Origin of the sequence: Salegentibacter salarius (assembly GCF_900168265.1) — a bacterium.
Lineage (GTDB): Bacteria > Bacteroidota > Bacteroidia > Flavobacteriales > Flavobacteriaceae > Salegentibacter > Salegentibacter salarius.
Map to the genome: position 1 here is coordinate 1 of NZ_FVZF01000015.1, position 16,827 is coordinate 16,827.

General features: G+C 36.5%; 18 protein-coding genes and 1 other RNA gene. 8 read left to right on the forward strand and 11 right to left on the reverse strand.

What is annotated here, in order from left to right; genetic code table 11:
• Positions 1–9: 9 nt before the first annotated feature.
• Positions 10–285 (reverse strand): transposase, encoded by a 276-nt coding sequence (locus B5440_RS09370; protein WP_070055119.1) that lies wholly within the window; start codon positions 283–285, stop codon positions 10–12.
• Positions 286–391: 106 nt separating this feature from the next.
• On the opposite strand from B5440_RS09370, the gene B5440_RS09375 reads away from it, so the two are divergent.
• Positions 392–631 carry a hypothetical protein gene (locus B5440_RS09375; RefSeq protein ID WP_070053440.1) on the forward strand — a complete coding sequence of 80 codons (240 nt, stop codon included), beginning with the start codon at positions 392–394 and terminating at the stop codon, positions 629–631.
• Between the two features lie 203 nt (positions 632–834).
• On the opposite strand, the gene B5440_RS09380 is transcribed toward B5440_RS09375, so the two are convergent.
• Positions 835–1,938 (reverse strand): Fic family protein, encoded by a 1,104-nt coding sequence (locus tag B5440_RS09380; RefSeq protein ID WP_070053439.1) that lies wholly within the window; start codon positions 1,936–1,938, stop codon positions 835–837.
• Positions 1,939–2,178: 240 nt separating this feature from the next.
• On the opposite strand from B5440_RS09380, the gene B5440_RS09385 reads away from it, so the two are divergent.
• A complete protein-coding gene (locus B5440_RS09385) occupies positions 2,179–2,520 on the forward strand; it encodes a hypothetical protein (RefSeq protein WP_070053438.1) in 342 nt (113 codons plus the stop codon).
• A gap of 50 nt (positions 2,521–2,570) precedes the next feature.
• Here B5440_RS09385 and B5440_RS09390 read toward each other — a convergent pair whose 3' ends face one another.
• Positions 2,571–3,833, reverse strand: coding sequence for a site-specific integrase (locus tag B5440_RS09390; RefSeq protein ID WP_070053437.1), 1,263 nt, complete (start codon positions 3,831–3,833; stop codon positions 2,571–2,573).
• Positions 3,834–4,089: 256 nt separating this feature from the next.
• Positions 4,090–4,492: a transfer-messenger RNA gene (ssrA, locus tag B5440_RS09395) on the reverse strand.
• A 133-nt stretch (positions 4,493–4,625) separates the two neighbouring features.
• On the opposite strand from ssrA, the gene B5440_RS09400 reads away from it, so the two are divergent.
• The gene (locus B5440_RS09400) at positions 4,626–5,831 is read left to right on the forward strand and encodes an NAD(P)-dependent oxidoreductase (protein ID WP_070053436.1); all 1,206 of its coding nucleotides are present in this window, start codon (positions 4,626–4,628) and stop codon (positions 5,829–5,831) included.
• Positions 5,832–5,938: 107 nt separating this feature from the next.
• Here the strand turns inward: B5440_RS09400 and B5440_RS09405 are convergent, their stop codons facing one another.
• Positions 5,939–6,703, reverse strand: a complete 765-nt coding sequence (locus B5440_RS09405) for an oxygenase MpaB family protein (protein ID WP_070053435.1) — start codon at positions 6,701–6,703, stop codon at positions 5,939–5,941.
• A gap of 33 nt (positions 6,704–6,736) precedes the next feature.
• Complete coding sequence (locus B5440_RS09410; RefSeq protein WP_070053434.1) at positions 6,737–7,027, reverse strand: hypothetical protein; 291 nt, start codon at positions 7,025–7,027, stop codon at positions 6,737–6,739.
• 73 nt (positions 7,028–7,100) lie between these two features.
• On the opposite strand from B5440_RS09410, the gene B5440_RS09415 reads away from it, so the two are divergent.
• Positions 7,101–7,937 carry an endonuclease/exonuclease/phosphatase family protein gene (locus B5440_RS09415; protein ID WP_070053433.1) on the forward strand — a complete coding sequence of 279 codons (837 nt, stop codon included), beginning with the start codon at positions 7,101–7,103 and terminating at the stop codon, positions 7,935–7,937.
• A gap of 77 nt (positions 7,938–8,014) precedes the next feature.
• Here the strand turns inward: B5440_RS09415 and B5440_RS09420 are convergent, their stop codons facing one another.
• The 4 genes from B5440_RS09420 to kdsA form a co-directional block, all read right to left on the reverse strand.
• Positions 8,015–8,872, reverse strand: coding sequence for a universal stress protein (locus tag B5440_RS09420; RefSeq protein ID WP_070053432.1), 858 nt, complete (start codon positions 8,870–8,872; stop codon positions 8,015–8,017).
• Positions 8,873–8,884: 12 nt separating this feature from the next.
• Complete coding sequence (locus tag B5440_RS09425; RefSeq protein WP_070053431.1) at positions 8,885–10,510, reverse strand: BCCT family transporter; 1,626 nt, start codon at positions 10,508–10,510, stop codon at positions 8,885–8,887.
• Between the two features lie 23 nt (positions 10,511–10,533).
• On the reverse strand, positions 10,534–11,688 hold the full coding sequence (locus tag B5440_RS09430) for a hypothetical protein (RefSeq protein WP_070053430.1): 1,155 nt from the start codon (positions 11,686–11,688) through the stop codon (positions 10,534–10,536).
• A 335-nt stretch (positions 11,689–12,023) separates the two neighbouring features.
• Positions 12,024–12,842 carry a 3-deoxy-8-phosphooctulonate synthase gene (kdsA, locus tag B5440_RS09435; RefSeq protein WP_070053429.1) on the reverse strand — a complete coding sequence of 273 codons (819 nt, stop codon included), beginning with the start codon at positions 12,840–12,842 and terminating at the stop codon, positions 12,024–12,026.
• A 144-nt stretch (positions 12,843–12,986) separates the two neighbouring features.
• Here kdsA and B5440_RS09440 point away from each other — a divergent pair, with 144 nt between their 5' ends.
• From B5440_RS09440 to B5440_RS09455, 4 genes are all read left to right on the forward strand, one after another.
• Positions 12,987–13,472, forward strand: coding sequence for a DinB family protein (locus B5440_RS09440; protein ID WP_070053428.1), 486 nt, complete (start codon positions 12,987–12,989; stop codon positions 13,470–13,472).
• Between the two features lie 23 nt (positions 13,473–13,495).
• The gene (locus tag B5440_RS09445; protein ID WP_070053427.1) at positions 13,496–13,711 is read left to right on the forward strand and encodes a hypothetical protein; all 216 of its coding nucleotides are present in this window, start codon (positions 13,496–13,498) and stop codon (positions 13,709–13,711) included.
• A 143-nt stretch (positions 13,712–13,854) separates the two neighbouring features.
• Positions 13,855–15,654, forward strand: a complete 1,800-nt coding sequence (gene typA, locus B5440_RS09450) for a translational GTPase TypA (RefSeq protein WP_070053426.1) — start codon at positions 13,855–13,857, stop codon at positions 15,652–15,654.
• 139 nt (positions 15,655–15,793) lie between these two features.
• Positions 15,794–16,054 (forward strand): YgjV family protein, encoded by a 261-nt coding sequence (locus tag B5440_RS09455; protein ID WP_070053425.1) that lies wholly within the window; start codon positions 15,794–15,796, stop codon positions 16,052–16,054.
• On the opposite strand, the gene B5440_RS09460 is transcribed toward B5440_RS09455, so the two are convergent.
• The gene (locus B5440_RS09460; RefSeq protein WP_070053424.1) at positions 16,051–16,734 is read right to left on the reverse strand and encodes a cell division ATP-binding protein FtsE; all 684 of its coding nucleotides are present in this window, start codon (positions 16,732–16,734) and stop codon (positions 16,051–16,053) included. The genes B5440_RS09455 and B5440_RS09460 overlap by 4 nt on opposite strands.
• Positions 16,735–16,827 lie beyond the last annotated feature (93 nt).

Consider the following 16,827-nt stretch of genomic DNA (forward strand, 5'->3'; position numbering starts at 1 on the left):
CTAAAGGTTTTAGCGCAAGGCATTTTTTAAAAAATCATTCTCCACTTTAAGCTCCCCAATGACTTTAAGAAGCTGGTCTTTCTTTTCCTCTGCTTCCGATTTTTTTGATTTTTCACCCTTGGAAAAAACAGTATCGGCCTCCTTTAGGAAATCGCGTTTCCAGGTGCCTATTTGCTGAGGGGTGATTTCAAATTTTTGTGCAAGCTCCTTGACAGTTTGCCGCTCCTTCAAGGCTTCAAGGACTACTTTCGTTTTAAACTTGGATGTGAATTTTCTTCGTGTCATAATACAGTAAAATTAAGGTTATTTTTGAACTTAACTTACTGTCCTAATTTTTGGGGGATGATCAATTCTCTCAAGAGGTTTCCAGGAAGATCAGCTGATATTATCTATGAAGAGATTATTTAAAAATGGCACACATCAAGATTATCAGATAGTGAATTCTGAAGGTAGTAATTTCTTTAATCCTGATTTATTTACAAACATTGAGATTAATGGATTTCATTTCAATGATGTTTTGATATTTAATACTGAGCTTACCTCCTCTATAAATCGAGTAATTTATTCTCCAGAAAATGGTATTGAATATATAGATTTCGATGATGGTAGATATTTAAAGTTGGATAGATAATAAGCTTGGCGCAATACCTGTGTATATAAATTAGATTTTTATAAAAAACGTTTAATTTTAGAAACCAGGAAATAAAATGGATCATCCGAAAAATCCTCATTCCAACTACCAACTGCAAAATGCTCCAATAACATCTTATCTTTCTTGTGATTAGCTAACTAAAGATAAAGAAAAGAAAGAATTGTCGGGTCTTAAATTTGTGCTCACTCGAGTTTCAGGTAATAAGAAGTGCTTCGTCCGCCGCCCTCTTTAACAAGAATTCCTTTTTCATAAAGATCTTGGAGATCTCTGGTGGCAGTAGCTTTCGAGGTTCTATTCAAAGAAACATATTTTCTTGCATTCATACCACCTTCAAAACCTTCCGGGCCTGCTTCGAACATCCTTTTTAGAGCCTTTAGTTGTCTTTCGTTAAGTTTATTTTTGAACCGGTCGAAAAACTTAGTTTTTTTCAGGGTAAAAGCAACTAAAGATTCGGCATCTTTTTGAGCAGTAATTGTTGTATTTATGAAATAAGTTATCCAAGGAGTAATTTCATTCTTTCGTTGAGCTCGTTGTAATTCGTCATAATAATCCTTCTTATTGTTTTCAATGGTCTTAGAAAGACTAAGTAATACTGGCCTTCGCATAAATTGTGAAAGGGCTTTTTCTGAAATGGCTCTTCCAATTCTTCCGTTGCCATCTTCAAAAGGATGTATTGATTCAAAATAAAGGTGGGCAACGGCCGCTCGAATGATAGGTTTTCTTATTTCTGTTTTGCCTCCCTGGGCTGTGTCATTAAACCATTGAATAAACCCTTTCATTTCAGAAGGAACTACGTTAGAAGGTGGAGCTTCGTAATGGATTATTTCTCTACCCAAGGCACCCGAAACTATTTGCATGGGTTCCTTGTGACTACGCCATTTTCCCGCTTCAATTCTGCTATTTCCTTTCATAAGCATCTTGTGCCATGTTAAAAGACTGTTTTTTGTTAATGCCTGTTGATAATTTTGCTGAGCATCTACCATTAATTCAGAAATTCCCTGTGCACGAAGATCTTTAGTTGTATGCTTTGTATAAAGCCCCAGATTATTTTTAATGGAGGACATCACGTCTTTCCTGTCAAGATATTCTCCCTCAATTTCTGAGGTTTTTATTGCTTCCGAAACCAAAACTTCAATTATGGATTCCATTTTAATATCCTGGGGTAATCCTTCTAATATTCCATTAATTCTTCCGCTTCTTTCAGAAAAATGAAAAAGGAGATCCTCTACATGTTGTGTAGAATACTGAAATTTTGGCCAGTCAGGTTGTTGCCAATTGTATTTCATGAGCCGAATATATTAATTAATCGGCTCAAATATACGTAATTCTTGATTTGCTTGTTTTACTAATCGGCTCAGAAATATTGGTGATAGGTGCATGTGTCTCAAAATTTTTCAAGAACGAAAATCATCCTTTTTTTTGAGTATCTTCAAACTGGGGTCTGGGCACTTTAAGCTTTCCGAAAAAACCACCCACTTAAAGTAAAAAATATTACTTTTATGAACTGGTCTTTAAATTAAATTCTAATGTTAGAACTGGGAAAAGTTTATTTACCAACATGGCTTTCTTATGACCCGAAAACCAATATGATTTCTCTGGATTTACCTGAAATTCATACTCCAGATTATTTTAAGAACGTTTTCTATTCTTTACAATTGGCTTTTAGTGGGACTCGTGTTACAGTTATGTACTATGGTGAGGATGACACTTACCTCTCACAGGTTCTTTACTTTGAGGATTGGGAGATTGCCGGGGGAGATTTAGAATCAGAAAGTTTCGGTAAAATTCAGGAAAGAGCCTTGAAGGCCTTGGGTAATTATATTCCAGACCTTAATAGGGAGGTATATGATCTCTTTAATGAAGAATAGACTCTATTAAATTGTGAAAGCCTTTGACTAAGAATAGAAAAAAGGACGCCCTATTTTTCCTTCTTAGAGTTGTTTTTTTCTGAGTCTTTAGCAGCCTTTTCTTCTAATATCTTTCTCAACGCTTTCATATCATCACTAATTTTTCTATCCACAATTTTTGCGTAATGTTGGGTTGTTCTTAAATCTTTATGACCTAGCATTTTGCTTACAGATTCTATAGGCACTCCATTAGTTAATGTAATAGTGGTTGCAAATGTATGGCGAGCAAGGTGCGTGGTAAGGTTTTTTTTAATTCCACACAACACAGCAATCTCTTTTAAAAAAGCATTATAGTTTTGATTTCTGGGAACGGGAAGAATTAAGTCCTCGTCCTTTATTTCAGGATGATCTTTATAACGCTCAATAATCTCTTCCGCTATTGGAAGTAAGGGGACGCTGGTTATAGATTTAGTTTTCTTTCTTTTTGTTCTTATCCATCTTCCACCATCTATACCTTTAATAATATCCTTTTCAGAGAGTTTTTCTAAATCACCAAAAGCCAAGCCGGTATGACAACTGAAGACGAACATATCCCTCGCAATTTTTAAACGGTCAAAATGAAGTTCTTTTTCCACCAGGGCTTTCACTTCATCTTCATTTAGGAATTCCCGATCCACGGTTTCATATTGAACCTTATAATTATAAAATGGATCCCTGTCCATCCATTGATTAGCTAGTGCAATTCGAACTATCTTTTTAAAATTATTGACATATTTCAAGGCTGAGTTATGATTACACTTTCTTGTAGTTTTTAAAAAATATTCAAATCTTGTAATAAACTGGTAGTCTATATCTTTCATTCGGAAATCCTCGGTTTTATAAACCTCGTTTATGAATTGCTCAATGTGGTTATAACAGGTCCAATATCGCTTAGCGGTGCTCTTAGAGATACTTTTACCAGAAAGGCGATCCATTTGTTCATTGTGCTCTTTAAATACCTCTAAGGTCATTTTAGATTTATGTTTGGTTTCGCCTTTTAGCTCTTTAATCATTCTGGAAGAAGTGATCATTTCATCATTATCAGATAATACCTGATGAATTTTATTAAGCCTGTGCCGAATATTGTTGATATGGGTATTGATCTCTTGGGAGATGTGATTTTTTCCCATCACTTTCTCAAGTTTTGAATTCCATTTTTCGGGTTCTATCCTTCTGGTAATACTATATTCTTTTCTCTTACCATTTACGGTAAGCCTAAGATATATAGGGGCTAAGCCTCTTTTGTTGATCTTTGAATTTAATAGGTGAAAATGTAAGTGAAAGTCAGTTCTCATAATAATGAATTTTTTAGGTCTCGATTCGTAATAAATATACCTAAAAAAGGGTCTCGATAGAAAATTTTAACTTTGCGTAAAGATTTGTAAAATAGGGGTTTATGTGTCAATCGAGACCTATTTTTCAATTTTGAAATAGGTCACCGAATTGGTCTCGATTTATTTGATATAATTTGGGTTATTTTGATATTCTTAAAAACAAAAAACCCCGTAAATCCTAGGATTTCGGGGTTTTTGAAACATTTTGAAATGTTAAAAGTGGAGTCGGAGGGGTTCGAACCCTCGTCCAAACAAGCAATTCAGATGTTTTCTACACGTTTAGTTTTCACTTAAATTGTCGGGAAAAAGTCTGGCCGAAAACTACCTAACTTCTTCCGTATCCTCAATTAGATTTTAGAACTGCATCAAGGTCCTACAGTTCCTATATTTACTTTATCGGTGCCCCTAATGCGAATGCCGTAAATCAAGGCCTTCGCGGGACATCTTGGCTCCCTGTCTTACAGGGACTAAGCAATCCTACTGTGATTCGGATTATGCAGCCAAGGCGTAGTTATCTTCGCCGTTTAAAAAAGTGTGAAATATGAGATTTACGAGCTATATCCCAGCGCTCGACGTGCTTACAACTCAATTAGACTCGCTGTCAAAACCAAGTCGACCCCATAAATAAAGAACATCGTCATTTCCGCAAAGACGGAAATCCAGTCAGTCTTAACTGATCTGAGCCTACAAAGATACAATTTTAAATTCATACCTTTGAAAGGCATTCATAAAAGAACAAAACCCATACCAGAAATGATAAAATTTGCACTGATTAAAGAAGAAAAAACGCCACCAGACCGTCGCGTGGTTTTTTCGCCTAACAAACTGAAAGAACTCGTAAAAAAGTTTCCGGAAGCTAATTTTAAAGTGCAAAGTTCTGATATTCGTATTTTTACCGATCAGGAATATCGCGATGCCGGTTTTGAAGTTACTGAAGATGTTTCAGATTGCGATGTTTTACTGGGTGTAAAAGAAGTTCCATTACCGGCGCTAATTCCGAATAAAAAATACTTTTTCTTTTCCCATACCATTAAAAAGCAACCTCATAACCGCGATTTGCTTAGGGAGATTCTTAAAAATAATATCGAATTATACGACCACGAGGTAATTGTAAATCAAAAAAATCACAGGCTTATTGGTTTTGGCCGATATGCCGGCCTCGTAGGAACTTACAATGGATTTAGGGGAATTGGTTTAAAAGAAAATTTATATAGTTTACCTAAAGTAGAATCTCTGCCAGATCTAGATGCCATGTTGGCAGAACTCGATAAAATTAAAATTCCGCCAATTAAAATATTATTAACCGGGGCAGGAAAGGTGGCCCGGGGCGCAAAAGAAATTTTAGATCATTTAAAAATCAGAGTGCTGAACGTGGAGGATTTTCTGAATTTCACAGGAGAAGAGCCGGTTTATTGCAATATAGATGTGCTTGATTATAATAAAAAGAAGGATGGCTCCGCGGGCAATCAGAAAGAGTTTTTTAAAGAACCAGGCAAGTATGATTCTAACTTTTTGCGTTTCGCTAAATGTAGTGATTTCTTTATATCGGGACATTTTTATGGAGATGGAGCGCCGGTGTTTTTTACTGCTGAAGATGCGAAATCTAAAGATTTTACTATAAAATATATAGCAGATATTTCTTGTGATATCAATGAGCCTATTGCCAGTACAATTAGGCCTTCAACCATAGCTGAGCCTTTTTATGGTTACGATCCTGCAACTGAAACCGAAGTAGATTTCCGCGAGAAAGAGAGTATTCTCGTTATGGCGGTAGATAACTTGCCTTGCGAATTACCAAAAGATGCTAGCGAAGGTTTTGGCGAAATGTTTATGGAACACGTAATCCCGGCTTTCTTTAATAATGATAAAAATGGAGTCTTAGACCGAGCGCGAATGACTCAAAATGGCAGGTTAACTCCAAAATTCAGTTATTTACAAAATTATGTAGATGGAGTGTAGGTTCTGTTTATAAGAATTTTTATTATAAAACAGGCTTAAATTCCGATTATCTCTGTTGATGGTCTAAAGATGTAATTTGAGAAAATAGTCTTTTTTTCTTATGTAGCTTATGCATTTTCAATGTCTAAAGATTTTATCTCTTCCTGATATTCTGAAGGTAGGATCAGCGATTTAAGAAGTCCGTCTATTTTTAAACTTCTGCTAATTTTATAAATAGTAATCACGGGGTTTAGGAAAGAAAACTTTCGCAAATTTAAATAGTTACGAACGCTAACTGGCGTAATAAGGCTTTGTGTTTCCAGTAATAACTTGTAACGCATTAACCCCAGGTGTTTGCTATATTGTTGGTAAAGGTCTTTGGTATATTCTCCATACTTAAGATTTTGCTCCAGGTGTTCTTGTCGCATCTTTTCAAATTCCTGGAAATTTTCTGGTAGATCTTTTAAATTCATTCTTTTACCTACCCGGAAAAAAACATCAAAAACTTCTTCCTTTTCAGAAAGTTCTAGGTTGCGTTCCAGGATCTCAAAAGACCTGATAGAATAATCTATAAGCATAAAAAGTACGTCCCGGTAAGCCCAGTCTGGAATATTTTTACCGCGTTTATTTTCCAGCGAAGCGTGAATTGAATTTATATGATCTATAGCCTTAAGTGCGGACGATTTTTCAGCAAAAACAATTTCCCGGGCATAGGAAACCGTTGAGAAAAGCCTGCCAAGTGGATCTTGAGGTAAACGGCCGGTATAATAAAGCCAATCAACAGCTTTGTTGAGCGCAAATTCAGCCGAAGCCCCGGCGAAAATAAAGAGAATGGTATCGCCTTTGCCCCAAATTTCCCGAACTATAGAGTTTTTGTCTACAAAATTTTGCATTGATCGTTTTTGAAATATTCTTCTGCTAATTTTTTAACTTCCGGCAAAAGGAGTTCCAAAAACTCCCACAGCAAGTTCTGCCCAAATCATAAAAAATACTGCAAGAATAATTCCACCAATTATAAGTCGGTTTTTACTACTGGAAACCTTTGTCAATACAAGGTCAATTCCCAGTCCGGTAACCAGGAGTAAAATTCCCATAATAATAAAATCTGAAGCAGTCCAAACCACTTCGTTGCTAAACTGCATCGCGATTAACGGTATTAAAAGCAGCATTCCCACAATCAGAAGAATAATTAAAAAATTGTTGCGTTTTCCTGCCATATTTTTTCTATTAATTTAGTGAATTATGCAATTGGAATTTTGAAAATTCCGAACTTTATCAAAAATCAGAATTATGATAAACCGAACTTTCTTCCTTTTATTGCTTTTCATTTTTACGGGAACTACTCTTTTTAGCCAGGAGATGGAAGTGATGAGTTACAATATTAAATATGCTAATGAAAATGATGGTGAAAATTCCTGGTCTAACCGAAAGGAGCATATTACCAACCAGATAAAGTTCTATGAGCCTGAAATTCTTGGAGTTCAGGAAGCTTTGGTAAGTCAGTTAAAACATTTTGAATCTGAAATTAAAAATTATAAATATGTTGGAGTAGGGCGAGATGATGGGAAAGAAGCCGGTGAGTTTAGCGCTATTTTCTATAATGCTGAAGCGTTTGAAGTGCTGGAACATAATACTTTTTGGCTTTCGGAAACGCCAGCTGAAATCTCGGTAGGCTGGGATGCGGCAATGGAGCGTATTTGTACTTATGCTAAATTTAAAGATAAAGATTCAGGGAAATTATTCTGGGTTTTCAACACCCATTTTGATCATGTGGGAGAAAAAGCCAGAGAAAACAGTGCAAAGCTCATTTGGGAAAAAATTTCAGCATTAAATAAAGAAAATCTTCCGGTAATATTAATGGGCGATCTTAACCTGGAACCGCAAACCAGTGCAATTCAATTTTTATCCGAAAAAATGAACGACTCCAAAACTCTTGCTGAACTTGATTTTGGGCCTGAAGGTACTTTTAACGGCTATAATTTTAAAGAAGCCGTGAAGAGAAGAATTGATTATATTTTTGTTTCAGATAATATTGAAGTAAAAAAATATGCTGTTTTAAGCGATTCAAAAGATTTAAAATATCCATCAGATCACCTGCCAGTTATGGTGGAAATTCAGCTAAATTAATCTCAAAAAAGATTATAAAAATCAATAAAAAAAACCTGCCGGTCTTCTGGCAGGTTTTTTCAAATAAAATATTGGTCTTATTTAGATATCCATAATGGAATTTCCGGTTTTTCACCAAATAATTCTTCGGTTACGCTTCCCACCAGGAGGTTCGATATATTGTTAGCTCCTTTATCGGCAACAATCAAAATGTCTACCTTATTTTTCTTGGCATGCTCCAATAAATTACTGGCTACACTAGAATCTCTTCCCGGAATAATTAGCGGTGTTACTTCCCCGTCATAATCAAGTTTACTTAAAAACTTTTCACTTTTTTGCTTCGCATGTTTCTCGATCTTAGGTGCCATGGCTTCTTTAGATACATAAGGTGAAAATTGAACAGGAACAGAGTATACATAGGCTGCAGTAACCGGCGCCGAAGTTGCTTTTTGCAACATTTGGGCAACATTAAAGATTTTTCGTGATTCCCTGGAAAAATCAGTTCCAGCCCAGATATTTTTAATTTGCGGTGTGAAATCTCTTGGAACAGAGAGGATATCGCATTTTAATAACCTGAGCAATTTTGTGCTTACTACACCGGTTCCCTTATGTCTTTTCTTATTACCCATAACTACCAGGTCTATATAGTATTTATTAGTAATATAATTAATAAGAGATTCCGTATAAGGGTCTTCTGAAATAAGGACTTCCCACTCTGCTTTCCCCTTAAACCGGCTTTCTACTTTTTCGTTTAATTCATCGCCTATAACTTCATCTAAATTTATGTCTTTCATTTGCTCATCGAAAAGCGATGAAATTTCATATGTTTTGATGTTATGGACAAAGTAAACCTTTTCTAAATTTAAAGTATCAGCCAAAAAGGAGGCGTAATCTATAAGGGTATTGTCTATGTCTGAAAGGTCTAAGGCAACCAGAATATTATTGAATTTCTCCATGATCCCTATTTTTTATTGTTGTTCTTTATTTTTTGAGATATTTCTTTTCTTAACGATGTCGTTTACGATCTCCTCGTAGTTTTCCATCTCTTTTTGCTCTTTCTTATCCTGAAGTTCTAAATGATCTTCTTTTAAGCCTTTATAGAGAGAATAACACATAATGAGGAGTATGACCGCAAATGGGAGACCGGTGACAATTGTAGCTGTTTGTAGTGCCTGTAGACCGCCACCAATAAGTAATACTGCGGCTACGGTTCCTTCGGTTACAGCCCAAAAAATACGCTGCCCTTTAGGAGCATCAATCTTTCCTCCTGAAGTTAAACTATCAATTACCAGTGAACCGGAATCGGAAGAGGTAATGAAGAAACCTGCGATAAGAATTACGGCTACCACGTTTATTACCATAGATAGCGGATAATCTTCAAAAAAGACAAAAAGCGCAGTGGCGATATCATCGTTTACCGCATCTACAATACTCATGTCACCACCCATGGCATCCTGGATAGCCACACTACCAAAGGCAGACATCCAGAAGAAAGTTACCAGAGATGGAACAAGTAATACGCCCAGTATAAACTCTCTGATAGTTCTACCTTTAGAAATACGGGCAATGAACATTCCTACGAATGGAGACCAGCCAATCCACCAGCCCCAATAAAACACGGTCCAGTCGTTTTGCCAGGAGCCACCTGTAAAGGTTTCACTCCAGGTAGAGATTTCAATGAAATTAAATAAATAACTTCCAGTATTTTCTACAAAAGATCTAAAAATAAAGATGGTAGGTCCTAAAATAAGCGCCAGACCAAGTAATACTAAAGCTACACGCATATTCCACTCACTAAGGAATTTAACTCCCTTATCTACCCCTAATACTACCGAAATGGTAGCTACCAGGGTAATTCCGGCAATTAACATTACCTGAGTGGTTATACCGCTAGGGATATCAAAAACGTGATCAAGACCTGAAGCAATTTGTTGAACTCCAAAGCCTAGTGATGTTGCCAACCCAAATAAGGTGGCCAAAACTGCAAAAATATCTATCGCATCTCCAATTTTTCCGTAGATTTTATCACCCAGGAAAGGATAGAAAATAGAACGAATGGTTAGCGGTAATCCACGGGTATAGGTGAAATAGGATAGTGCCAGCCCTACTAGTGCATAAACTCCCCAGGCGTGAAAACCCCAGTGTAAAAAGGTGAAATTCATAGCCTCTTTTGCTGCAGCTGCAGTTCCGGCTTCAGCGGTTGGAGGTGTATTAAAGTGCATTATGGGTTCTCCCACACTAAAGAACAATAGCCCAATTCCCATACCTGCACTAAATAACATCGCGAACCAGGAGAGTGTTTTAAACTCCGGTTTGGCTTTTAGGCCACCTATCCGCATTTTGCCAAAAGGGCCCAAAGCAAGATAGATAAGAAAGACCAGGAATATATTTACACACATTACAAAAAACCAGTCGGCGTTGTTGGCCACTGCGTTTTGAATATCTGAAAATACTGATTCTGCCTGTTTTTTAAATATTAGGGTTAAGACGATACTTACAATGATGATAAAAGAGGAAATGAAGAAAACGGGGCCGTTTACTTCCAATCCAAAGATTGACTTTTTCTCATCGCTTCTGGTAACTTTTTTTGCCATATAATTGGTTTTCAGAAATTAAATTAAAAATAGTATCCTATGTTGATATTGAATCTTGCTTCCCATTTTGCATCAGGAATACCTTCTGCGAAATCATCTACAAAATCGCCTCCCAACCAGGAGTGGTTATAACCGGCAGCATAATCTATATAGGTATAAACCTGCCCGGCGGTAACCAAAACTCCCGTCACGTTCATATAAGAATCGGTGAAATTATTATTATGCTTTTGCATATAACCAAAATCATTGTAGAATTCCAAATTTGAAACAGGTCCCAGGTTAACAGGGACGTTTCTTGAAATTGCCAGGGAGTATAAATTAAAATCGGCAGCAACCTCATAAGGAAAACCGTATGCTCCAAAAGTTAAGGATTCTCTGGTTTCACCTTCAGCATTAATAGGGTTGTGCGCAGCTGTTAAAACTTGTGCTTTTAAATTCCACCGGTTTTGAGTGATCTCGTAATGTGCAGCGAGTCCGTAATGGTCTCCTGTTTCTTTGGTATCTAAATTGTAAAGACCACCGTATTGCGCAGAAACTCCTAGACGATTTGCTGCTTTCTCGCCAAACTTATAAACGAATTTTCCGTTGAATTGATTGATTTCCTTATTTCTTCCAATTACATCATAAGAATAACGGCTCGCCGAGGATTCGGTATTACTTCCAAAAGCTAATTCTTCGGCGCCTTTAAAGAAAGCCAGGTGATATTCATATTTTTCACCGGCATGAATATATTTTACTCCCATATCGTGATCATCTTCGAGCCCTACATAATAAGTAAGGTTAAAAAACCAGTTGTGAGAATTATATTGCTGAATGCCAAAGGGAACCTGGGTTAGCCCAATTTGTATTTCGTCTAAATCGTTAAATTTGTAACCCATCCATCCTTGCTTCATCACACCACCACCAAAGGCATCAGAGTATAAACGATATTCGGCATTTAGATAAACTCCTTTATATTTTGCATCGAAATTTATTCTGAAAATATCATAACCAAAATCGCCACCACGGTTTTTTTGGCCATCCTTCCAGGAAGATAGATTATAATTGTACCTAAGAGCACCACCCACAGAAACTTCGGGTTCATTTTGCGCAGTTAGAGGAGCTACTATAAAAAAACTGATAATAGCTAAAAACGAATTAAAAGAGAAGTGATTCCCTGAAATCCTTTGGTTTCTCATTAAGATAATATTGCTTGGTTAATTGCCAAATTAACTTAATTTAAATCGAAAAATTTTAAACTGAGCTTGTATTAACATTTATTTAATTAAATAAAAGAGCCGTTAAGAGAGCTATAGGTTTTGTTTACTACTACGGTAAAATCAAAAATGAAGGGGAATAAAAAACCTTCCAAAGTTTTGGATTATAAGAGATTCAATTGGAGAAAAACAGTCTTAGATTTTGATGAATATTAATAACAACTCCGTGTAATAAAAATCAAACCAGGAGCTTATGCAACGGTTTTTTAATAAAGTAAGTGGTAGTTAAAAGAAAGTCTGCTTTAGGCCTTAGAAAATTATAATTTATTTACAGTTTTTCTTATTGTAACTAAATTACTTAATAATATTTCCAGGTAATTAAGGTCTAACATATTAGCACCATCACTTTTGGCGTTGGCCGGGTCAAAATGAGTTTCTATAAATAGGCCGTCAACTTTATTTACCACGCCTGCACGGGCAATGGTTTCAATCATATCTGGTCTTCCGCCGGTCACACCGCTGCTTTGGTTTGGTTGCTGGAGGGAATGGGTGACATCTAAAACCGTAGGAGCAAATTCGCGCATTGTAGGAATTCCTCTAAAATCTACAATCATATCCTGGTAGCCAAACATGGTGCCGCGATCGGTAACCATTACCTGCTCATTATTACAATCGGTCACTTTCGTTACCGCGTGTTTCATACTTTCAGGACTCATAAATTGTCCTTTTTTAAGGTTGACTACTTTTCCGGTTTCTGCCGCGGCAACTACCAGATCTGTTTGCCGAACTAAAAAAGCGGGGATTTGAAGAATATCTACATACTTAGCAGCTAATTTCGCATCGCTTACTTCGTGAATATCGGTAATGGTAGGAATTTCGAAAGTTTCAGAAACTTTTCGAAGAATTTTCAAAGCTTTTTCGTCTCCAATTCCGGTAAAACTATCAATTCGGCTGCGGTTTGCCTTTTTAAAAGATCCCTTGAAAACGTAGGGAATTTCCAGTTTGTTAGTGATTTCTACAACTTTCTCGGCAATTCTTAGTGCCATTTCTTCGCCTTCTATAGCGCAAGGCCCGGCAAGTAAAAAGAAGTTGTTGGAAGCTGTATGTTTTAACTGCGGAATTCTGTCAAGTTTCATAAAAAAGGAATTGGTTGCGCAAATATAATAGAATTAAGCGGTAGGAACAATTCCAAAAATACGTGTTTTCCCGAGGGCTTTTTGCTTTTAAATCCTAAGGAGTGATAAGTTTTTATTGTAATTTACCCTGTTAATTTTAAAATTATGGAACTTCAAAACATACTAATATCTGAGCTTCAACACGAAGTAGTGATTACTGAAAAATTCCTGAAACGAATTCCTGCTGATAAAATGAATTGGCGCCCGCATAAAAAATCTATGAGTATTAGGCAACTGGCTAATCACCTTGCTGAAATTCCCAGTTGGATCACCGGAACTATGGAAATGGATGATATGGATATGGCTGGTTATAAAGCTCCTGATTTTGCTAGTGTAGAAGAAATCCTTGAAGTTTTACGAAATAATACTGCTGAAGCTGAAGCTGCTCTACGAAAGCCAGATAAGGAATATGAAAAGAACTGGAAAATGATCCAGGACGGGAAGGTTTTAATGGATATGCCAAAATATAGCGTTTTAAGAATGATGGTGTTTAACCAGTTACCGCATCACAGGGCGCAATTGGGAGTTTATTTTCGGTTATTGGATATCCCGGTGCCGGCCACTTATGGTCCTTCGGCCGACGAAAGTTAAAGATTGCTTTTAAATTCATAGCTTTGAAAAAAATTAAAGCTATGGGAAGTATTACAGAACAGTTTAAAAATTATTACACCGCTAAGCGTTTGCTGGTGAATGCGCTAATAATGACCGCAGCTACCATTTTCTTCATTTACCAAAGACCTGAAGAACCTTTACTGGGAATAGGTTTTGGAACTATTGCTCTAATTTATTTCGGTTTTTTCGTTTACAAAAAGCTAAAAGTAAACTCCTGATTTTATAAAATATCTTCACGGAAATTAAACTTTTGATTTACAGATAGTTTGGGTTAAAATATTTTATTTTGAATAAGTAGCAATAGATACTTGTTTCTTTAAAAATAGCCGTACATTTGCAGCCTTAAAAATGAGGCGCTTATATGACAGCTATTAAAAACATCGCGATTATCGCGCACGTAGACCACGGTAAAACTACCCTGGTAGACAAAATTATGTATCACTGCCGTTTGTTCAGGGACAACCAGAACACCGGAGATCTTATCCTGGATAACAACGATCAGGAGCGGGAGCGTGGTATTACTATTACTTCTAAAAACGTATCGGTAGTCTATAAAGACACCAAAATCAATATTATTGATACTCCTGGTCACGCCGACTTTGGTGGTGAAGTAGAACGAGTATTGAATATGGCCGATGGGGTTTTACTTTTAGTAGATGCCTTTGAAGGTCCAATGCCGCAAACACGTTTTGTGTTACAAAAAGCTATAGATCTTGGGTTAAAACCATGTGTTGTAGTAAATAAGGTAGACAAGCCTAACTGTACTCCAGATGAAGTACATGAGAAGGTTTTTGACCTTATGTTTGAGTTGGGTGCTGAAGAATGGCAGCTTGATTTTCCAACGGTTTATGGTTCCGCCCTAAACAATTGGATGAGCGACGATCCTAATGAAAAAACAGATAATATAGAGCCACTTCTTGATATGGTATTGGAACATATTCCTTCGCCTAGAGTTCAGGAAGGTTCTCCACAAATGCTTATTACTTCTTTAGACTTCTCTTCTTTTACAGGAAGAATTGCAATTGGAAGAGTGCAAAGAGGGCATTTAAAAGAAGGAATGCAGGTTTCACTTGTTAAGAGAGACGGTAGCATTAAAAAAACAAAAATTAAAGAACTTTTTACGTTTGAAGGTCTTGGGCGTAAAAAAGTAGAAGAAGTTCAGCCAGGTGATATTTGTGCTATTGTTGGTCTTGAAGGTTTTGAGATTGGTGATACTGTTGCCGATATTGAAAATCCTGAAGGTCTAAAAACCATCGCAATTGATGAGCCTACAATGAGTATGCTTTTCACAATTAACGATTCTCCTTTCTTCGGGAAAGACGGAAAGTTTGTGACTTCAAGGCATATTAAAGAGAGGCTTACCAAGGAATTAGAGAAAAACCTTGCCCTTAGGGTAATGGAAACTGATAGTGCCGATAAATTTTTGGTTTATGGTCGTGGAGTAATGCACCTTTCTGTTCTTATCGAAACGATGAGAAGAGAAGGTTACGAACTTCAAATCGGTCAGCCACAGGTTATTATTAAGGAGATTGATGGTGAGAAAAGTGAGCCGGTAGAGGAACTAACTATAGATTTACCTGAAGAAGTTTCAGGAAAAGCTGTAGAAATGGTGACAATGAGAAAAGGAGAAATGCTAAGCATGGAAACCCGTGGCGAGCGAATGATTATTCAGTTTATGATTCCTTCAAGGGGAATTATAGGTTTGCGTAACCAGTTGCTTACCGCTACTGCAGGTGAGGCTATTATGGCACACCGTTTTAAAGAGTATCAGCCGTTAAAAGGTGGAATTCCACAAAGACAGAACGGTTCTTTGATTTCTATGGAACGCGGAAAAGCAATTCCTTATTCTATAGATAAACTTCAGGATAGAGGGAAATTTTTCGTAGATCCGGGAGAAGAAATTTATGAAGGCCAGGTAATTGGTGAAAATTCACGTCAGGATGATATGGCGGTAAATATTACCAAAACTAAAAAGCTTTCTAACGTACGTTCTTCTGGTGCAGATGATAAAGCGAAGATTGTTCCAGCACTTAAGTTCTCTTTGGAAGAAGCTTTAGAATATATTCAGAAAGATGAGTATGTTGAGGTTACTCCAAGTCACTTAAGATTGCGTAAAATCTATCTTACAGAAAACGAGCGAAAAAGAAATAAAATAGTTTAATCACTCAACTTTAAAGAGTTTGTTTGGAGGTTGTTTTCTCCGTCACCCTGAACTTGTTTCAGGGTCTAAAATGTTAGATTCTGAAACAAGTTCAGAATGACGAGTTCGATAACTTTTCAAACAAACTCTTCTTTTTTATATGGAATTTCTGGGAATTAGTCTTACAGAATGGATAGGTTACCTTTCCTCTTTTTTTGTAGCGATTTCATTCTTTATGAAGAATATCATAAAGCTTAGAGTCGTAAACAGCCTGGGCTGTGTCTTCTTTATTGTCTACGGAGTTTTAATAGATTCCTGGCCGGTAATTATTACCAACGCAGTAATTGTATGCGTTAATTTCTACTATCTCTTTATCAATAGAAAACCGCACAGGGTAAAAGCTGATGAAGTTCAGCCTTAAACCGATTTTTGAACAACTTCAAAAACACGTTGCCCATCACACTTTAAAGTTTTTGAAGGATATTTTAGCAATAAAGCATAATCGTGTGTAGCCATTAAAATGGTTTTCCCGTTTTTGCTTATATCCTGAAGTACCTCCATAACTTCTACCGAAGTTTGTGGATCCAGGTTTCCGGTAGGTTCATCGGCAAGAATAAGCTCGGGATCATTTAAAAGTGCACGTGCAATTGCAACACGTTGCTGCTCCCCGCCAGAAAGTTGATAAGGATATTTAAAGCCTTTAGATTTCATCCCTACTTTATCTAAAACTTCATCTATTTTATGTTCCATTGCTTTTTGGTCTTTCCAGCCGGTAGCTTTTAAAACAAAAAGTAGGTTGTCTTTAATATTCCTGTCGGTTAAAAGCTTAAAATCCTGGAAAACCACGCCTAGTTTTCTTCTCAAGAAAGGAATGTCTTTTTCTTTAAGCGTTCGTAAATTATAATCTACAATTGTCCCTTCGCCTTCGGTAAGTGGTAAATCGCCATAAAGTGTTTTCATAAAACTACTTTTTCCGGTACCGGTTTTACCAATAAGATATACAAAGTCACCTTTATTTACTTCTACATCAACTTCAGATAAAATAAGGCTTTCTCGCTGGTAAATAGCAGCATTCTTTAATTCCAGGACGGTATTGGACATAAATATTTAGGCTTAGTTTGGGATAAAATTATTGGTAAATATACATTTTTCAAAAGCTGCTGGTTTACTTTTTTTTACATTAACATAATTATC

Bases quoted from the DNA above. Each gene is read 5' to 3' on its own strand.
- B5440_RS09375 (WP_070053440.1), top strand. From the start codon at position 392: ATGAAGAGATTATTTAAAAATGGCACACATCAAGATTATCAGATAGTG.
- B5440_RS09440 (WP_070053428.1), top strand. From the start codon at position 12,987: ATGGAACTTCAAAACATACTAATATCTGAGCTTCAACACGAAGTAGTG.
- B5440_RS09430 (WP_070053430.1), bottom strand. From the start codon at position 11,688: ATGAGAAACCAAAGGATTTCAGGGAATCACTTCTCTTTTAATTCGTTT.
- B5440_RS09415 (WP_070053433.1), top strand. From the start codon at position 7,101: ATGATAAACCGAACTTTCTTCCTTTTATTGCTTTTCATTTTTACGGGA.
- B5440_RS09380 (WP_070053439.1), bottom strand. From the start codon at position 1,938: ATGAAATACAATTGGCAACAACCTGACTGGCCAAAATTTCAGTATTCT.
- B5440_RS09460 (WP_070053424.1), bottom strand. From the start codon at position 16,734: ATGTCCAATACCGTCCTGGAATTAAAGAATGCTGCTATTTACCAGCGA.
- B5440_RS09410 (WP_070053434.1), bottom strand. From the start codon at position 7,027: ATGGCAGGAAAACGCAACAATTTTTTAATTATTCTTCTGATTGTGGGA.
- B5440_RS09390 (WP_070053437.1), bottom strand. From the start codon at position 3,833: ATGAGAACTGACTTTCACTTACATTTTCACCTATTAAATTCAAAGATC.
- kdsA (WP_070053429.1), bottom strand. From the start codon at position 12,842: ATGAAACTTGACAGAATTCCGCAGTTAAAACATACAGCTTCCAACAAC.
- B5440_RS09405 (WP_070053435.1), bottom strand. From the start codon at position 6,703: ATGCAAAATTTTGTAGACAAAAACTCTATAGTTCGGGAAATTTGGGGC.
- B5440_RS09370 (WP_070055119.1), bottom strand. From the start codon at position 285: ATGACACGAAGAAAATTCACATCCAAGTTTAAAACGAAAGTAGTCCTT.
- B5440_RS09400 (WP_070053436.1), top strand. From the start codon at position 4,626: ATGATAAAATTTGCACTGATTAAAGAAGAAAAAACGCCACCAGACCGT.
- B5440_RS09385 (WP_070053438.1), top strand. From the start codon at position 2,179: ATGTTAGAACTGGGAAAAGTTTATTTACCAACATGGCTTTCTTATGAC.
- B5440_RS09425 (WP_070053431.1), bottom strand. From the start codon at position 10,510: ATGGCAAAAAAAGTTACCAGAAGCGATGAGAAAAAGTCAATCTTTGGA.
- B5440_RS09455 (WP_070053425.1), top strand. From the start codon at position 15,794: ATGGAATTTCTGGGAATTAGTCTTACAGAATGGATAGGTTACCTTTCC.
- B5440_RS09420 (WP_070053432.1), bottom strand. From the start codon at position 8,872: ATGGAGAAATTCAATAATATTCTGGTTGCCTTAGACCTTTCAGACATA.
- typA (WP_070053426.1), top strand. From the start codon at position 13,855: ATGACAGCTATTAAAAACATCGCGATTATCGCGCACGTAGACCACGGT.